This is a genomic window from Chromobacterium sp. Rain0013 (assembly GCF_015291765.1).
Lineage (GTDB): Bacteria > Pseudomonadota > Gammaproteobacteria > Burkholderiales > Chromobacteriaceae > Chromobacterium > Chromobacterium haemolyticum.
In genome coordinates this window covers 2,503,054-2,518,580 of sequence record NZ_CP031514.1, presented here as the reverse complement: position 1 = coordinate 2,518,580, position 15,527 = coordinate 2,503,054, and the positions used below count along the sequence as shown (strand labels likewise).

Below are 15,527 nucleotides of genomic sequence, written 5' to 3'. Positions count from 1 at the left end.
CCCGCGCCGTTCCGGCCCCGCACCGGGCGGCCTTGAGGATACGCCATGAACGCACCTGCCCCTGCCCACGACGCGCGCGCGCTGCGCCGCGCGCTCGGCAACTTCGCCACCGGCGTCACCGTCGTCACCGCCTCCACGCCGGACGGCGAACGCGCCGGCGTCACCGCCAACAGCTTCAACTCCGTCTCGCTGGACCCGCCGCTGGTGCTGTGGAGCCTGGACAAGCGCTCCGCCAGCAACGCGGTGTTCAACCAGGCAGGCCACTTCGCCGTTCACGTGCTGGCCGCCGACCAGATTGAGCTGTCCAACCGCTTCGCCCGCGCCGCCTCGGACAAATTCGCCGGCCTGGAACCGGAAACCGGCCTAGGCGGCGCACCGCTGCTGGACGGCTGCGCCGCCCGCTTCCATTGCCGGCTGCATCAGCGGCTGGACGGCGGCGACCACTGGATTCTGCTGGGTTTGGTCGAGGCCTTCGACGACTGCGGCGCCGCGCCGCTGCTCTACCACCAGGGCATGTACGCCGCCGCGCTCCCGCGCGCTCGGCCGGCCGCGGCCGCGGAACCCCAACCCGGCTGGCTGGGCGACAACCTGCTCTATCTGCTGACCCAGGCGCTGCAAGCCTACCAGGCCAGTTACCGGCCGCGCCAACTCGCCACCGGCCTGAGCGGCGGCGAAGCGCGGCTGCTGCTGGTGCTGGAACAGCAAGCGGGGCTGGATGGCTGCGCGCTGCAGCGCGAGGCGGCAATGCCGCCGGAGGCGATAGAACTGGCCGAGGCCGAGTTGCGCCGCAAGGGATTGCTGACCCGCGACGCCGCCGGCTATCGCCTCAGCGAGGCCGGCCGCGAACAAGCCGCCACGCTGTGGCGCATCGCCGGGCAGCAACAGCGGGAGATCCTGGCTGGGCTGGGCGAACAGGATCTGGCCGCCTGCAAGCGCGTGCTGCGCGCGCTGATCCGCCAAGGCTGAATCTCCCGGCCGGCGCGTCCGCGGCGGTCAAGACCGCGGGCGCGCCCGGTCAAGGCCGCCGCGCGCGGCCGCCCTATGCTGGAGCAGCCGCCCATCCTCAAACAGAAGAAGGCCGGCGCCACAACAAGGGAGACTTCATGCGCGACTACGACTACATCCTCATCGGAGCCGGCTCCGCCGGCTGCGTGCTGACCCATAGGCTGATCGAAGCCGGCAAACGCGTGCTGCTGCTGGAAGACGGCCCGCCGGACAACAGTCCCTACATCCACATGCCGGCGGCCTTCATCAAGGTGCTGGGCAGCGAACGCACCGTCACCTACCGCAGCGAGCCACAGCCGGAAGCCGCCGGCAGGCGCATCTTCGTGCCTCAGGGACGCACTCTGGGCGGCGGCAGTTCGGTCAACGCCATGGTCTACATCCGCGGCCAGGCCGCCGACTACGACGACTGGGCCGCTCAGGGCTGCGAGGGTTGGGACTGGGCGCGGGTGCTGCCCGCCTTCAAGAAGGCGGAAAGCCATATGCGCTTGTCCGAGCCCTACCACGGCGTGGACGGGCCGCTGAAAGTCAGCGACACCCGCTACCGTCATCCGCTGAGCCTGGCCTTCGTCCAGGGCGCTCAGGAAATCGGCCTGGCCTACAACGACGACTTCAACGGCCGCGAACAGGCCGGCGTCGGCTTCTACCACACCACCACTTTCGACGGACAGCGCGGCAGCACCGCCGCCACCTATCTGGCAGCGGTCCGGCAACGGTCCGAACTGGACCTGCGCACCGGTTGCTATGTGCAAAAAATCGGGTTCGACGGCCGCCGAGCCTGTCAGGTGGAATGGCGCGACGCCGGCGGCCTCCAGCGCGCGCGCGCCACGGCGGAGATCGTGCTGTGCGCCGGCGCGCTGTCCAGCCCCAAACTGCTGATGCTGTCCGGCATCGGCCCCGCCGCGCAGCTGCGCGAACACGGCGTCGCCGTGCTGCGCGACGCGCCGGAAGTGGGCGCCAACTACCAGGACCATCTGGAAGTGTCGGTCTACGGCCGCGCCCGAGCGCCCATCAGCCTGTTGGGCCAGGACCGCGGCCTGGCCGCGCTGCGCCACGGCCTGCAATGGCAGTTGTTCCGCACCGGTTTGCTGAGCTCCAACGTGGTGGAATCCGGCGGTTTCGTCGACACCGGCGGCGGCGGCAGGCCGGACATTCAGTTTCATGTGCTGCCCACCCTGGTGGGCGACGTGGATCGCGAGCCGCTGCCCGGCCACGGCATTTCCATCAATCCCTGCCTGCTGCGCCCCAAGTCGCGCGGCAGCGTCGCGCTGGCCGGCGCCGACCCGGCCGCGCCGCTGCGCTTCGACAGCGGCGCGCTGCGCGAGGCGGAGGATATCGCCGGCCTGCTTCGCGGCGTCAAACTGGCGCGTCGCATTCTGCGGGCGCCGTCGATGCGCCGGCTGATCTCCGAAGAACTGCTGCCCTCGCCGGCGGAGCACGCCGACGACGCGAGGCTGGAGCAGCACATCCGCCAATTCGCCAAAACCGTCTATCACCCGGTCGGCACCTGCCGCATGGGCGGCGACGACGACGCGGTGGTGGACCCGCGGCTGCGCGTCAAGGGCGTGACCGGTCTGCGGGTTTGCGACGCCTCGGTGATGCCCTCCATCGTCTCCGGCAACACCAATGCGCCGGTGGTGATGATCGCCGAGCGCTGCGCGGAATTCATGCTCTCCGGCCAGTAAACCGCCACCGTAAGCCCCTGCTCCGACAGGGGCGACCGGCAGCGAAGCCGCCTCCGACACAAACCGTGCTGCGCCGGCTAGATTGAGCCGTGGCTTCGCCTCCCAGACCTTGCCAAAAAATCATTAGAACTTGTTCATGATCTATTCTGATTTCTCAGAACCTGTTTTCGCCTTGGCTCGAGAGAGCGTAAACAGGTTCTTAAGCTTCGCATAAGCTTTGCATTCCATGCTGCACGCATTACCCCATGCAAGGACATTCCTCATGCTGCGCAATACTTCTCAACGCTATGGCGCGGTTTCCCGCGCGCTGCACTGGCTAGGCGCTTTAGGCGTCATTGCCGCGCTGATTTTCATTGAAGCCAAAGGGATTTTCCCCAAGGGCACGCCGCTGCGCGACAGCGTCAAATACGCCCATGTTCAGGCCGGACTACTCGTCTTGTTATTGCTGTTTCCTCGCCTGATCTGGCGTGCGGGCAATCCGTCGCCCGCCATCACCCCCCAGCCGGGCCGGCTGGCGGCTTTGGCCGCCAAGGCAGGCCACTGGTCGCTCTACGCGCTGATGCTGGCATTGCCGCTGCTGGGCATCGCCTTTATCCAAGCCGCCGGCAAGAATATAGACTTCTTTGGTTTTCCCCTGCCCTTGCTGCTCCCCCCCATGCCGGATATCTCGCACGATCTCAAGGAAGCTCACGAATGGCTGGGCAACGCTCTCATGTGGCTGGCCATCCTGCATGCGGCCGCGGCGTTATGGCACCACTTCATCGTCAAGGACAACACTCTGACCCGGCTAATCGGGCCACTGCGCGTCTCCAAATAAAAAGTGCCGGGCGCGCGCGCCCGGCACTTCCTCCCGCATCAATCCCTTCCGCTACAAAGGCAACACCAGCTTGAGCCACAAGGCATCGCCCTCCGGCCGGTTTCGCACTTCGAACTCCTTCAGCCACCTCAGCTCCAAGCCGGCCTTGTCGAACTGATAGCGCAGCGCCGGGCCGATGGCGAAAGCCTGGCCGCGAAAGCCGTTGCCCGCCACCGCCTGACCATGCTGGGTATCATCCGTGGTCTGCTTGATGAAATAGCCGTTCAGCCCCAGCCGCCAGGCCGGGCCGGCCGCGTAGCTCAGCGAGTAGTCGAAATGGAACTGCTGGCCGGACTGGTAATCGATGTCCCGGTTCTTGCCGTTGAAGGTGTAGCTGATCTTGGACGAGAGCTCCCAGCCGGACGCCGGCAGATAGGAAAAGGCGAACACCGGCCGCAGCGAGTAATGATTGGCCCCCAGGTTCAACATCCGATCGCGATCATAACTGCCGGTGGGCAGCACGATGTCGGCCGCCAAGACCGTATGCAGCGGCCCGGCGTCGCCCCAGGCCAGCACCGGCCCCAGCACCGCGTCGCCCAGACCGCTGCGGCGCTCATGCTCACCGCCCGCGTCCAGGCTCAAGCTGGGCAGCGGCGCCAGCGCGAAACCGCCCAAGCGCCCGCCCCACAAGGTCCGGTCGGACATATACAGCAGCCGCGGCACCAACACGTCGGCCTGCAGTTTGAAGCCCGGCACGGAAGCGTTGCCGGCATCGTCGTTGAAACGCTTAGCCTGATAATGGGTGTAATAGAACACGCCGTACCAACCGGCCGGCGGCAGCGCGCCGGCAAGAAAACCCTCGGCGCCGGCGCCGATGGTGTCCGCGCCGGACTGAGTGGCCTGAGCCGTTACACAGGCCAACGCCGCCGACAGCCCGGCCAGCGTATTGATCAAAGTCTTGTGCATGATGTTCTCCGTCAGGGAGTGCGGCGTCCCGGCGCAGCGGGACGCGCAATGAGAATGGCGCTCAGGTCGGCGCCCGGTCGGCTTCCGGCACGGCCCCGCTCGGCTTCAGCCGCAACGGCGCGGTTTCGCGCAGGCCCAAGGACAGCAGCGCCGGCAACAGGGCGCCCGCCATGGCGATCCACATCACAATGGACAGGCCGTAGCGGTCCGCGGCGAAGCCGGCCACCGTGGGCGCGACAAAGCCTCCGGCCAGTTCGCCCACTCCCATGATCATGCCCAGCGCGGTGGCGATGCGCCGCGGCGACACCGTTTCCGCCGGAATCGTGGCCATGAACAGGGTGAAGCAGCCCAAGCCGGTGTAGCTGAGAAACACCAGCGGCAGCAGCCAGGCCATGCGGTCCACGTTGAGCAACACCAAGGGGCAGCAGGCGGCGATCAAGGAAAACCCCACCATCGCCGGCTTGCGGCCGATGCGGTCGGAAATCGCCGGCACCAGCGCGCCCCACGCCACCCAGGCGAAGCCCAGGCTGCTCATCACCGCTCCCATCGCCTGCGGGCTCATGCCCTTGACCTGAATCAGAAAGGTGGGCGTGAAGGAGATCAGGATGATGAACCAGGTGATGTAGCTGCAGGCGATCAGCACGCACAGCAGAATGTTGCGCTCGCCCAGCAACGAGACGAAGCCGCCGCCCCGGCCTGCCGGCATCGGCGCGGGCGCCGGCTCGCGCACATGCCGCCAAACCAGCCAGGCGATCAGCAGCCCGGGCAGACAGGACAGGTAGAAGGCGGCGCGCCAGCCGTGGGTCTCGGCCAGCGCCACCAGCAGCGGCGGGCCCAGCACAGCGCCCAGCAGGCCCGGCGCCGAGCCGTTGACGATGCCCATATTGAAACCGCGCCTCGCCGGCGTGGACGCCGCCGCCAGCAGCGATTGGGAAATGGGCAGCACCGGCCCTTCCGCCACCCCCATCAGCGCGCGGAACAGCAGCAAGGACAGGAAACCGGCCACCAGGCCGGAAGCGGCGGAAAACAACGAGAACGCCAGCACCGCGGCCACCAGCATCGGCTTTTTCACGCCGCGCCGGTCCGACCAGGCCCCCAGACCTAGGCCGGACAAGGACCAAGTCAGCGCCAAGGCCGACGCCAGCATGCCCAGATGCGCGGGAGTCAAGCGCAGTTCGGCCGCCATGAAGGGAAAGAGAAAGGACAGCGCCAGCCGATCGAAAAACACGAAACCGAAGCTTAGCGCCAGGATGGCCAGCAATTTGTTTTCATAGGAGAGGCGCATGGCGGGCCTCTCTTTCGCCAGCGGCGCGCGCGCGGCCGCCCGGCGGCGAACCGCCCATTTGTGTGTGCATGATGATGTCTCCTCTTTATTAGGTGGGCGTCAGCCATGCCCGGAAGCGCGGCGGACCCGTCCACTCTAACGATGGGGAGAGCGTGAAATTTGCCTAATGAGGACAGTCTTGTTGTCTGGAAAGGACGCGCGCGGCCAAGGCTTCGGCCCGGGTCTGGCTCGGTGTTTCACCGTAGCGGCGTTTATAGCTTCGACAGAAATGGGCAATGTGGTTGAAGCCCCAACGGAAAGCCAGTTCGCTGACCGATAGGTGGCGCAAGGCCGGATCGGCCAGGTCGACCCGGCAACGTTCCAGCCGACGGCCCCACAGATGGCGCGTCACCGATTCGCCTTCCTGTTCGAAGATGCGGGCCAATTGGCGCGCGGACACCCCCACCGCGCGGCTGATGCGTTCGCAGTCCAGATCGTCCTCGGCCAGATGCCGTTCGATATAGGCCTTTGCCCGCCACAGACTGCACAAAGTGGATCGGGAAGCAGGCAAACCCTGACGCGCGCTCCACAAGGAGTGCAGCCACTCCAGCAACTGGCTGGCCAAATGCCGCCGCGCGGCCGCGCCGCCGCTCAGCAAGCGGTGGGCCGCCAAGGCGTCCATGCCTGCGGCGCGTTCAATGCGCACCAGACCGCGCTCGTTCCACACGCCCACCTGCTCCTGGAACAAGGGCCGCGGAATATCCAGCACCGCCATCGCCATATCGGCCGGAAAGCCGTGGCCGTAAGGGCGCGCGGTATCGTACAACACCACGTCGCCCGGGCCGTGGCGGGCGCACTCCACGCCCTGATGGCTGAAGCCCTCGCCCTGCAGCATCAGGCAGGCAAAGATGGAGTCCCGGCCGTCCCGGCTCAGGCTATGCCCGCTGCGCGTCACCGCGTGCTGGTTGGCGCGTATCGTGGCCATGCGCAGCAAGCCGAAGTCCTGCCAGTCCAGCGAAGCCTCCAGCCGCTCTTCCGGGCGGCGGTCGCACTCCACCCGGACCAGTAAGCGGTCCACCTCGCTCAGCCAAAAATCCAGCTTGTCGCCGTCCGCCGCCTGGCGGGTGGAAAGGTGAATGTCGCCGGTGAAACGCGTATCCATGACAGGCCTCCTCCTAGCGGCCGCCCGACTGGGCGGCGATGGCTGAAACGGCATCGGCAAATCATGGCACAACATTTAATACATTAAAAATCAAACCCGCGGCCCCCGGCCGGGCCGGGCGCGCCCCTGTCTCGCCTCCGCCACAGCGGCTGAAGCCAGCGCTAGGCCAAGCTGGAGCCCCGGACCACTAGCCGGCCGGTCAGCACCACTTTGCGCGTTGAGCGCTGCGGCTGCTCCAGGCGCTCCAGCAACATCGCCATCGCCGCGCGGCCGATCTCGTCCACCGGCTGCTCTATCACCGTCAGCCCCGGTCCGGCCAGCTCCGTCCAACTGTCGTTGTCGAAACCGGCCAGCGCCAGCTGCCGCGGCAGTTCCAGGCCCAGCGCGCGCACCGCGCGCATCGCGCCCAGCAGCAGCAGGCCGTTGCTGATCACCAGCGCCCGTGGCGCCTCGGCCTCGGCCAGCCAGGCGGACACCGCCTGCTGCGCCGCCTCGGCCGTGGGCGCGACGAAACGCGCCGGCGCGGCCAGCCCGGCCTCCGCCAACGCGGCGGCGAAGCCCGCGTGCCGTTCCGCTCCGGTGCTGCTGGTATTGCCGAACAACCCGCCGATGCGGCTATGGCCCTGCTCGCGCAAATGGCTGACCAACAGGCCGGCGGCGGCGGCGTTGTCCAGCACCACCGCGTCGGCCGCGCCGCCGGGCGCGGCCCGGTCGATCAACACCACGGGAAAACCCAGCGCCTCGGCGTCCAGCGTCTCAGCCGTGGCGCGGGTGGCCGCGAAGATCACCCCGGTGACGCGCTCCTCCTGCATCAACCTGAGGTACATCGCCTCCTTGTCCGGGTTCTCGTCGGTGTTGCACAGAATCACCCGCATGCCGGCCTGGTAGGCCACATCCTCCACCGCGCGGCTGACCGCGGTGAAGAAGGGGTTGCGGATATCGGACACGATCAGGCCGATGGTGTCGCTGTGCCGCGAGCGCAGGCGCCGCGCCGACAGATTGGGGCGATAACCGGTGGCGGCTATAGCCGCCTCCACCTTGGCCTTCAACGCCGCGCTGACCGGGCCCTTGGCCAGAGCCCGCGACACGGTGGCCACCGACACGCCGGCCGCCTGCGCCACATCTTTGATGCTGACCGTCATATGAAATCGTTTTCTCTCGCCATAATCGGAATTACGTTTACGCAAGCATACCCCCAAAGCGTAATTTTACAACACTGTCGCTTGAGACAGCACAAAGATGTAGCGCCAGTGCTACGAGCATGTTGACAGTAAAAATGTAATCGTTTTCAATTCACTCAACACACGAACGGCCCCCCTCCGCAAAGACAGCTGGCGGGCGCGAGCCGATCCGCTATACAGAGCCTGTTCGACTCCGCGCCGGCCCCCGGCCGCGCGGCGGAACTCGAAGAGGTTACAAACACCCCGCAGCTACCTGAACCGACAGAAGAGACCGACATGCACGATACCGGATCGCCCTCCTCCCTGATCCAGCCAGAACTGATCCGGCTGGGCTGTCAGCCCGCCGACAAAGAGGCGGCCATCCGCCTGGCCGGGCAGTTGCTGGCCGACGCCGGCTGCATAGACCCTGCCTACATCGACAGCCTGCTGCGACGCGAAGCGGTGGCCAACACCTTTCTGGGCAACGGCCTGGCCATCCCTCACGGCATGGTGGAAGACCGCCAGTTGATCCGCCGCACCGGCATCGCCATCGTGCAGATTCCGGACGGTCTGGAATGGAACCCCGGCCAGCGCACCCGGCTGCTGTTCGCCATCGCCGCCCAATCCGACGAACACATCACCCTGCTGCGCCGTTTGACCCGGCTGCTGCAAGACGAAGTCCGGCTCGAACAACTATTCAACGCAAGGGACGCCGCCCAGGTGCAGGCCTTGCTGGAAGAGACGCCGCCGGCCGCTGCCGGCGAAGCGGCCGCGGCTGATCTGGCCGAGCGCGCGCAATGGATAGTCGACTACCCCAACGGCCTGCACGCGCGCCCTGCCGCGCAATGGGTGGAGGCCGCGCGCCGCCACGCCGCCCAGCTGCAAGTGCGCCACGGCCAGGACGCCGCCGACGCCAAGAACCTGATCAGCCTGTTGCAACTGGGCCTGCGCCACGGCGACACCGTCACCGTATCCGCCCAAGGCCCCGACGCCGCCGCCGCCCTGGCCGCCCTGTTGTCCGCGATGCGCGACGCCTCGGCCCAGGAACAGACCGACGCTGCGCTCGCCGCGCAAAAAGCGCAACTGCTGGCGGCGCAACAGGGCTGGATCCCGCCCGGCCATCCCTTGTCCATCGCCGGCGTCGCCGCCAGCCCCGGCCTCGCCATCGGCGTGGTGCGCGTGCTGCACGCCGGCCAGCTCAAAGTGCCGGACCGCCCAGTGGCGCTGGGAGAAGGCGGTGACCGCCTGCACGAGGCGCTAAGCGCCACCCGCGCCGAACTATCCGAGCTGGCCGCGGCTACCGCCAGCAGGCTGGGCAAGGCCGAAGCCGGCATTTTCCACGCCCAGGCCGAACTGTTGTCCGACACCGATCTGATCACCCTGACCTGCCAGCTGATGGTGGGCGGCCATGGCGTGGAATGGGCCTGGCACCAAGCGGTGGAACGCATGGCGGAACGGCTGGCCGCGCTGGGCAACCCGCTGCTGGCGGCGCGCGCAGCCGACCTCCGCGACGTGGGCCGCCGCGTGCTGCGCCAGCTGGACCCGGCGCTAAACAGCGCCACCCTGGCCGACATCGACGGCGACGACTGCATTCTGCTGGCCGCCGATCTCACCCCCTCCGACACCGCCACCCTGGACACCGGCCGCATCCGCGCGCTGGCCACCGCCCAAGGCGGCCCCACTTCGCACACCGCCATCCTGGCCCGCACCCTGGGGTTGCCGGCGCTGGTGGCCGGCGGCCCGGCCTTGCTGGACATCGCCGACGGCACGCCGGCCATCCTGGACGGCGTAGGCGGCCGGCTCTACCTGAACCCCGGCGAGCAGGACCTGGCCTCGGCCCGCGATTGGCTGCAGGCCCAGCAGCGCACCCAGCAGCAGCAGGCGGAACAACGGCAGCGCCCGGCCATCACCCCGGACGGCCACCGCGTGGAAATCGCCGCCAACATCAACCGCCCTGACCAGGTGGCCGCCGCGCTGGACGCCGGCGCCGAGGGCGTGGGCCTGATGCGCACCGAATTCCTTTTTCTGGAACGCGAACAGTCTCCAAGCGAAGACGAGCAGTTTCACACCTACAGCGCCATGCTGGACGCGCTGGACGGACGGCCGCTGATCGTGCGCGCACTGGACATCGGCGGCGACAAACAGGTGGATTACCTGAAACTGCCAGCCGAAGAAAACCCCTTCCTCGGCATGCGCGGCTCACGCCTGCTGCTGCGCCGCCGCGATCTGCTGGAACCTCAGCTGCGCGCGCTCTATCGCGCCGCCCGCGGAGGCCAGCCGTTGTCCATCATGTTCCCGATGATCACCTCGCTGAAGGAAATCACCCGGCTCAAGGGCTGGTGCGAAGGCATACGCCGCGAGCTGGACGCCCCGGCGGTGCCTCTCGGCATCATGGTGGAAGTGCCCGCCGCGGCCCTGCTGGCCGATCAACTGGCCGAATACGTGGATTTCTTCTCCATCGGCACCAACGACCTCACCCAGTACACGCTGGCGATGGACCGCCAGCACCCGGAACTGGCCGCCGAGGCCGACAGCCTGCATCCCGCCGTGCTGCGCCTGATCCAGCACACCGTGGCCGGCGCCGGCCGCCATCAACGCTGGGTGGGCGTGTGCGGCGGCATCGCCGGAGATCCCTTCGGCGCCGCGCTGCTGACCGGCCTGGGCGTGGCCGAGCTGTCGATGAGCCCCCGCGACGTGGCCGCGGTCAAAGCCAAGCTGTGCGCCAACGGCCACGATCGGCTGCGCGACCTAGCGCAGCAGGCGCTGGCCTGCGACAGCGCCGATGAAGTGCGCATGCTGGCGCGGGAGCTGACATGAGCGCCCGCGTCCACACCGTCACCCTCAATCCGGCGCTGGACCAAACCATCGCCCTAGCCCGGCTGACCCCCGGCGCGGTCAACCTGGCGCAAAGCGCCAGCGGCAACGCCGGCGGCAAGGGCGTCAACGTGGCCAGCTGCCTGGCTGACTGGGGCGCGCCGGTAAGCGTTTTCGGCCTGCTGGGCCGCAACAACAGCGAAGCCTTCGAACAATTGTTCCTGGACAAGCGCATCGCCGACCACATGCTGCGCCTGCCCGGCGACACCCGGGTCAACATCAAGCTGGCCGACCTCTCCAGCGGCGACACCACCGACATCAACCTGCCCGGCATCGCCGCCGGCGAAGCGCAGCTGGAGCAAGTGGGCGCCGAGCTGGCCGCCCGGCTGAACCCCGGCGACATCGTGGCGCTGTGCGGCAGCTTGCCGCCCGGCCTGCCCGCCAACAGCTATCTGCGGCTGTGCCGGTTGCTGCGGCCTCTGGGCGCGCGGCTGCTGCTGGACAGCAGCGGAGAAGCGCTGAGCCAGGCTCTGGATGGGGACGCTCCGCCTCACTGCGTCAAACCCAATCGTCACGAACTGGAGCTCTGGGCCGGCCGCGCCCTGCCCGACACCGCCGCGGTGCTGGCCTGCGCGCGCGGGCTGCTGCAACGCGGCGTGGAACAAGTGGTGGTATCGCTGGGCGCGGACGGCGCGCTGTTCGCCAGCCGCGACCGCTCGCTGCTGGCCTCCTTGCCGGCGCAACAGCCGCTGAGCACCGTGGGAGCCGGCGACGCCTTGGTGGCCGGCCTGGCCGCGGCGCGGCTGGATGGGCTGGAGCTTGAGGCGGAAGCCCGGCTGGCGGTTGCCTTCGCCGCCGCCAAACTGGCGCGCGTCGGCCCCCACCTGCCGCCGCCGGAACAGGTGCGCGCATTGGCGGCTCAAGTCCGGCTGCAAAGCCTGGATTAAGAGGCCGCTTACGATCCGCCTCGCGTAGGCGGATGAGCCGAGGCGACGCGGCATCACAGGCTTGCTCGCGGCTCCAAACCAATAACACAAGGGAAACAACGCCATGAACCTAATTGCCATCATCGACGCCGGCGAGCGCAGCACCCAGGGCCGGCTGGCCGCGGAAGCGCTGCGCCAGGCCGCCCAGCGGCACGGACATGCCCTTAAGCTGGAACTGGACGGCGCGCCGCCGCTGACCTCAATCGAACTCGCCGCGGCCCAGGCCGCGCTCTTGATCGGCGCCGCCGCCGATCCGCGCCTGGACAGCCTGCCCGCGCTCCGCCTGAGCCTGGACCAGGCCTTGGCCGATCCGGCCGAGGCCGTCCGCCGGGCCGCGGCGCTGAACTCGCCCCAAACCGACGCCTTGCGCATCGTCGCCGTCACCTCCTGCCCCACCGGCATCGCCCACACCTTCATGGCGGCGGAAGGCCTGAGCCAGGCGGCTCAGGCGCTGGGCCACGCCATCCGCGTGGAAACCCAGGGCTCGGTGGGCGCGCAAAGCGCGCTCAGCGCCGGCGAGATCGCCGAGGCCGACCTGGTGCTGATCGCCGCCGACACCCAGGTGGAGCTCAGCCGCTTCAAGGGCAAGCGCCTGTTCCAAAGCGGAACCAAGGCCGCCATCAACGACGGCCAGGCGCTGCTGCGCCGCGCCATCGCCGAAGCCGCCCCCCACCAGCCGGACACCGCCGACGCCGCGCCGGAAAAACCGGCCAGCGAGCGCAACGGTCCGTACAAGCACCTGATGACCGGCGTCTCCTTCATGCTGCCCTTCGTCACCGCCGGCGGCATCATGATCGCGCTGGCCTTCGCTCTGGGCGGCATCTACGCCTTCGACGACGCCCACAAGGGCACGCTGGCCTGGGCCCTGTTCCAGATCGGCGCCAAATCCGCCTTCGCGCTGATGGTGCCCATCCTCGCCGGCTACATCGCTTACTCCATCGCCAACCGTCCCGGCATCGCGCCCGGCATGGTGGGCGGCATGCTGGCCGCCAGCCTGGGCTCGGGCTTCCTCGGCGGCATCATCGCCGGCTTCATCGCCGGCTACGCCACAGACTGGCTGAACCGAAAAATCCGGCTGGGCCGCAATCTGGACGGTCTAAAGCCAGTGCTGATCCTGCCGGTATTGGGTTCGCTGCTGGTGGGCCTGCTGATGATCTACGTGATCGGCGGCCCGGTGGCCGCCTTGCTGGGCATGCTGACCGAGGCGCTGAAAAGCCTGCAAGGCAGCAGCGCGCTGCTGCTGGGCGCCATCATCGGTTCGATGATGGCCTTCGACATGGGCGGCCCTGTCAACAAAGCCGCCTACGCCTTTTCCACCGGCTTGATCGCCAGCCAGGTGTATACGCCGATGGCCGCGGCCATGGCCGCCGGCATGACGCCGCCGCTGGGCATCGCGCTGGCCACCAAGCTGTTCGCCGATCGCTTCAGCGCAGACGAACGCGAGGCCGGCAAGGCCGCCGGCGTGCTGGGCCTGGCCTTCATCAGCGAAGGCGCCATTCCCTTCGCCGCGCGCGATCCGCTGCGAGTCATCCCGGCGCTGATGCTGGGCTCCGCCGTGGCCGGCGCCATCTCCATGCTAGCCGGAGTTGAGCTGAAAGTGCCGCACGGCGGCGTCTTCGTGCTGCCCATTCCCAACGCCGTCAGCCATCTGGGCCTCTACCTGCTGGCGCTGTTGGCCGGCACCGCCGTCACCGCGGTTGCGCTGCGCGCCTTGAAGAAACCCGCCCAGGCCGCCGCGGCCTGAGCCTCTCCCGCTATCTAGCAAACAAGAGCCCCTCCCGGTCATCGCCGGGAGGGGCTTTGCAATTCGGGTTTCAATGGCGTTGCGCCAATGCAAGGCGAATCACGAACCAGCACAGAAACGCCCCCGACTACGGACGCGCCAACCCGGCCAAAGCCCTCTACACCAAGGCCGATGCGCGCTCGAACGCCTGATCAATGCGCAGTTCGTCCCCCGGCTCCGCCATCGGCATGGCCGCCACGGGACGCTTGCCAAAACCGCCCGGCTTGCCGCCCCGCCCCGCGCTGGCTATACCGACGAAAGGCGCTACGCGGGGGAAACCATGAGGCGTGTGTTGAGCATGCTGCTGTTTTGCGGGACGGCCTGGGCGGCCCAGCCAGAGGCTTGGCGCATTGTCGGCGACATTCAATTCGCGCCCTACAGCTACCAGAACGAAGCCAGCGCCAAACCTCAGGGGCTGGACGTGGAGATTGTCCAGGCGGTCATGGCCGAGGCCAGAATTCCCTACCAACTGCACCTCTACCCCTGGGAGCGCGTCAAGCAAATGCTGGGCAACGGGGATGTGGACATGGCTTTCCAGTTCGCAGGCACCGCCGAGCGGCGCGCCCAGTACGAACTTGCCGGTCCGATACGCACTGGCCGCACCATCTTCATGGTATTGAAACAAAACAGCCTGCAAAGCTGGAGCACCCTGGCAGACCTGGCCCCGCTGACCATAGGACAGGTTCACGGCTATGCCTACGAATCCACCTTTGATAAAGCGCCGCTCAAGCGCGACACCAGCGCCAGCAACCCCGAACAACTGCTGCTGATGCTGCTGGCCGGCCGCATCGACCTGATCGTCGGCGATCGCGGTCAACTGCTCTACTACGCCCGCCAGCTGCGCGCGCTGCCGCATGTGCGCGTCCTGCCCAAACCGCTGGTGGAAATGCCGCGCTTCGTCGCCTTCGCCAAGGGCGACAGCCGCGCCGCTCAATTCAACGCCGCGCTGGCCCGGCTGCAGCAAAACGGAAAACTGCAAACGATTTACAACCACTGGCCGCAATGAGCGGCGGCGGACGCGAAAAAGCCCGGCCGTCTCCCGCGGGAAACGAGCCGGGCCTGGGCCCTGATCTTGTCTACAAGCAGCCGGCGGTGCCGCCGCCCACGTTCAGCCTGGCCGCCACATTGCCGCGCAAGGACATCACATTGTCCTTCAAGGACTGCAAGCGGCGGCCGTTGAACTCGTGCGCCAGCTCGCGCGCCGCGCTGCCCTCCGCCTCCTCCGCCGCCTTGGGCAAATAGGATATCTTGATGTCGGACACGTAATCGGTCTGATTGGCCAGCTGCTGGCGGATCACATTGTCGCAAGACGCGCACGGCGCCTGCGAGATATAACCCACCATGCGCCCGCCACGCGGCACCGCGCCATCCAGAATGTCCTTCTCAAAGGTTTTCAGCGCCTTGAGCTCCGCATCCGTGGCCTGCTGGCCTATGGTGGCGGACAGCTTGCCATTGGGCACGTTCACATTGGTGGCCGCTTTCTCCACGCTGCTCTGCCGCAGGAAGCCGGGATAGGCCCGATGGCCGGCAGAATTGGCCTCGTACAGCAAATCCGCCGTGTCCTGGCCGGACATCGCGTTATAGACGCGAGTGCCGCCGTTGTAGCTGTACTCGAAACGGGCTACCGTGGCCCCACGCCATTTGGCCGCCAGGTTCTTCAACTTGGAGGAGGACGGCGGGTTGGCCTTGGCCGCGCCGCTGACGCCGTTGACGTGGTACTCCATCGCGTTGACCAGTTCGCCCGGCACCAGGCTGTTCTTGTCAGTCACCTTGCTGATGTCCACCGTCGCGCCGGCCAGCGCCGCCTGGGACAGCGCCAACGCCAGAACCGTCCAGGCCGCCGCGCGCGCTTGCTTGAATATACGCATAGTCATGTCTTCATTCCTGTTCGCATTGTTCGAACATCATG

At 67.7% G+C, this 15,527-nt stretch carries 12 protein-coding genes; 7 read left to right on the top strand and 5 right to left on the bottom strand.

Features of this window, described 5'->3' with window-relative positions; genetic code table 11:
- Positions 1 to 45: 45 nt before the first annotated feature.
- The 3 genes from DXT74_RS11805 (at position 46) to DXT74_RS11795 (ending at position 3,504) form a co-directional block, all read left to right on the top strand.
- Positions 46 to 966 carry a p-hydroxyphenylacetate 3-hydroxylase reductase component gene (locus DXT74_RS11805; RefSeq protein ID WP_043639597.1) on the top strand — a complete coding sequence of 307 codons (921 nt, stop codon included), beginning with the start codon at positions 46 to 48 and terminating at the stop codon, positions 964 to 966.
- Between the two features lie 137 nt (positions 967 to 1,103).
- Positions 1,104 to 2,687: a GMC family oxidoreductase gene (locus DXT74_RS11800; RefSeq protein WP_194426033.1), complete on the top strand. Its 1,584-nt coding sequence runs from the start codon at positions 1,104 to 1,106 to the stop codon at positions 2,685 to 2,687.
- Positions 2,688 to 2,949: 262 nt separating this feature from the next.
- A complete protein-coding gene (locus DXT74_RS11795) occupies positions 2,950 to 3,504 on the top strand; it encodes a cytochrome b (RefSeq protein ID WP_043639592.1) in 555 nt (184 codons plus the stop codon).
- 51 nt (positions 3,505 to 3,555) lie between these two features.
- Here the strand turns inward: DXT74_RS11795 and DXT74_RS11790 are convergent, their stop codons facing one another.
- From DXT74_RS11790 to DXT74_RS11775, 4 genes are all read right to left on the bottom strand, one after another.
- Positions 3,556 to 4,449 (bottom strand): transporter, encoded by an 894-nt coding sequence (locus DXT74_RS11790; protein WP_194426032.1) that lies wholly within the window; start codon positions 4,447 to 4,449, stop codon positions 3,556 to 3,558.
- A 61-nt stretch (positions 4,450 to 4,510) separates the two neighbouring features.
- On the bottom strand, positions 4,511 to 5,734 hold the full coding sequence (locus DXT74_RS11785; RefSeq protein ID WP_043639585.1) for an MFS transporter: 1,224 nt from the start codon (positions 5,732 to 5,734) through the stop codon (positions 4,511 to 4,513).
- 163 nt (positions 5,735 to 5,897) lie between these two features.
- Positions 5,898 to 6,875 (bottom strand): helix-turn-helix domain-containing protein, encoded by a 978-nt coding sequence (locus DXT74_RS11780; protein WP_043639582.1) that lies wholly within the window; start codon positions 6,873 to 6,875, stop codon positions 5,898 to 5,900.
- A gap of 161 nt (positions 6,876 to 7,036) precedes the next feature.
- Positions 7,037 to 8,017 carry a LacI family DNA-binding transcriptional regulator gene (locus DXT74_RS11775; protein ID WP_043590036.1) on the bottom strand — a complete coding sequence of 327 codons (981 nt, stop codon included), beginning with the start codon at positions 8,015 to 8,017 and terminating at the stop codon, positions 7,037 to 7,039.
- Positions 8,018 to 8,332: 315 nt separating this feature from the next.
- On the opposite strand from DXT74_RS11775, the gene ptsP reads away from it, so the two are divergent.
- The 4 genes from ptsP (at position 8,333) to DXT74_RS11755 (ending at position 14,624) form a co-directional block, all read left to right on the top strand.
- Positions 8,333 to 10,852 (top strand): phosphoenolpyruvate--protein phosphotransferase, encoded by a 2,520-nt coding sequence (ptsP, locus tag DXT74_RS11770; RefSeq protein ID WP_194426031.1) that lies wholly within the window; start codon positions 8,333 to 8,335, stop codon positions 10,850 to 10,852.
- Complete coding sequence (pfkB, locus tag DXT74_RS11765; protein ID WP_043639576.1) at positions 10,849 to 11,796, top strand: 1-phosphofructokinase; 948 nt, start codon at positions 10,849 to 10,851, stop codon at positions 11,794 to 11,796. Before ptsP ends, pfkB begins: the two co-directional genes overlap by 4 nt.
- Positions 11,797 to 11,899: 103 nt before the next feature.
- The gene (locus DXT74_RS11760) at positions 11,900 to 13,579 is read left to right on the top strand and encodes a PTS fructose transporter subunit IIC (protein WP_194426030.1); all 1,680 of its coding nucleotides are present in this window, start codon (positions 11,900 to 11,902) and stop codon (positions 13,577 to 13,579) included.
- Between the two features lie 319 nt (positions 13,580 to 13,898).
- Entirely contained in the window at positions 13,899 to 14,624 is a 726-nt protein-coding gene (locus DXT74_RS11755; RefSeq protein WP_194426029.1) for an ABC transporter substrate-binding protein, read from the top strand.
- A 70-nt stretch (positions 14,625 to 14,694) separates the two neighbouring features.
- On the opposite strand, the gene DXT74_RS11750 is transcribed toward DXT74_RS11755, so the two are convergent.
- Positions 14,695 to 15,492 carry a hypothetical protein gene (locus tag DXT74_RS11750; RefSeq protein ID WP_052370678.1) on the bottom strand — a complete coding sequence of 266 codons (798 nt, stop codon included), beginning with the start codon at positions 15,490 to 15,492 and terminating at the stop codon, positions 14,695 to 14,697.
- Positions 15,493 to 15,527 lie beyond the last annotated feature (35 nt).